The sequence below is a fragment of the Colwellia sp. RSH04 genome, assembly GCF_003545765.1.
Taxonomy (GTDB): domain Bacteria; phylum Pseudomonadota; class Gammaproteobacteria; order Enterobacterales; family Alteromonadaceae; genus Colwellia.
Genome location: NZ_QXIO01000031.1, coordinates 1 through 2,245, shown reverse-complemented (window position 1 = coordinate 2,245; position 2,245 = coordinate 1). Strand labels below are relative to the sequence as shown.

2 protein-coding genes are annotated in these 2,245 nt (G+C 39.1%); both read left to right on the top strand.

Features of this window, described 5'->3' with window-relative positions; all coding sequences use genetic code 11:
• Positions 1-331 (top strand): hypothetical protein (locus D1094_RS18760; RefSeq protein WP_220452576.1); only part of this gene is annotated, 331 nt, incomplete at its 5' end.
• Between the two features lie 302 nt (positions 332-633).
• A complete protein-coding gene (locus D1094_RS18305) occupies positions 634-918 on the top strand; it encodes a hypothetical protein (RefSeq protein ID WP_118961538.1) in 285 nt (94 codons plus the stop codon).
• Positions 919-2,245 lie beyond the last annotated feature (1,327 nt).

The following is a 2,245-nucleotide window of genomic DNA, read 5'->3' as shown; positions in this document are numbered from 1 at the left end:
CGGTAAAGTCATTAACTTTGTTCTAGCTTTCGTGTTTGGCTCAAAAATCACGGTTTGGTTAGTCGTGTTGCTGGGTGTTTTTTGCTTCTACGGTCGGGCTGCCAAATCAGTAAAAGCTCTTGTTTTCGTTGGTGGTTTTCCGCTACCATCAAATAACAAGATAATTCAAATCGGACACGTAACAATTGGCCATCGCTTCGCGATTATAGCCACTGTTACTTTGCCGTTTAATATAAACGTTATTTGGCAACACGAAATCGAGTTATTATTTTATTGTAAGAGCAGTGTTTTCAAAATTAGCTTGGTGGGTTACGCCTCAGTTTTCGCCTAACCGTTTTGGTGTTTGTCGTTAATAGACTTTACGCTTTTTAAGACAACTTGCGGTAAAGTCATTAACTTTGTTCTAGCTTTCGTGTTTGGCTCAAAAATCACGGTTTGGTTAGTCGTGTTGCTGGGTGCTTTTGGCTTCTACGGTCGGGCTGCCAAATCAGTAAAAGCTCTTGTTTTCGTTGGTGGTTTTCCGCTACCATCAAATAACAAGATAATTCAAATCGGACACGTAACAGTTGGCCATCGCTTCGCGATTATAGCCACTGTTACTTTGCCGTTTAATATAAACGTTAGGTGTCTTCGGTGATCAAGTTAGATTCAATCAAAAATCAAGCGGTGGAAATAGCTTTAGAGTTAAGAGGTCACGATTTACTTGAGCAAGCATTACTTTTAGAAGCTCAAATTGATTTACTTGATAAATCCGAATCTCTTTTAGAGGCTTTACGTGAAATTGAAGGTTTGTGTCATGTTAAAGCTTTTGGAGACCTATACCTCGAATCATTTGAGGGGTGGGATTGGCCAAGTAAAGTGAGTAAATTAGGCCAGACATGCAAAAAGTACAGCTTAAAAATCAGTAAAAACACCTAACAAGGGTTTTCAAGTCGGACAAATTACAGTTGGCTTTTTGTTCGTGCCTCACTTATTTTAGCCAACTGCAATTTGCCGCTTAAAACGGCGTTATTTGGCACCACGAAATCAAGCTAAAGTTTTATTGTAAAAGCAGTGTTTCCTAACTTGTTTTGGTGGGTTACGCTTCAGTTTTCGCCTAAGCGTTTTGGTTAAAGCCGCTAATAGGCTTTACTGTTTTAGACATTTTTTGCTGTAAAGCCATGAGCTAAATTCACTTTAGTGTTTGGCTCAAAAATCACGGTTTGGTTAGTCGTGGCGCTGGGCACTTTTTGGTTCTACGGTCGGGCTGCCAAAACCAGTAAAATTCTTGTTATCGTTAGCTTTAATCGCTACCATCAAATAACAAGGTAATTCAAGCGGACACGTAACAGTTGGCCATCGCTTCGCGATTATATCCAACGTTACTTAGCCGCTTAATATAAACGTTAGTTTGCTCTCAAGGATTGGTGCAATATGAATTATTTCGATGGACTTATTGCACTTGTTATATGTGGCTCATTCGGGTTTTGGTTAACTTTTTGGCCGCAAGGCTTTCAGAAGTTACTTTTCATTTTACAAAGCGCAATGAGAAATTTCGGGCTAAATGTAGGTGTTCGTAAAACTGAATTTTCTATACGTTCCAATTTAGTCAGGTTGTTTGGTAGTATCTTTCTACTAATATTTTGTTGGGTCGTCTATATGGTGTTAACTGACACATTACCTAATCAAAACTAGCAGGTACGTCAGCAAACTAACAAGGCAATAAAGCAGGACTGCTAACAGTTTGCCCGGTTCCGCTTCGCTTCACATTATGGCAAACTATTATCAGCCTCTTATTGGGGCGTTAGTTTCCGCAACTTGTTCGAGTAAACTTAGTTTTAATCGTGCGGCATTTCACATCAAAGGATTGGTGTTTGTTTCCTTCCTTTTGTATGGCAATATTTAGCTTTTAAAATGAGTTTTGTGTTTTGGGTTACACAGTTTTCGCCTAAGTTTGGTTAGTGAAAATAACTAGCGAAAGCGTAAACGGCTCAAATTCACGGTAAGTGGCAAAGTTGAGGTGGGTGTTTTTTAATTCTCACTTCCATTAATTAATTTTTAGTGTTGTTGGTAAGTTAAATATGTTTAACTATCAGCAACTAACAAGGCAATCAAACGGACTCGTAACAGTTGGCTCGGTTCCGCTTCGCTTCACATTTTAGCCAACCATTACAAGCCGCTTATTGTGGCGTTATTTGGCAACACGAAATCGAGTTATTATTTTATTGTAAGAACAGTGTTTTCAAGGTTAGCTTGGTGGGTTACG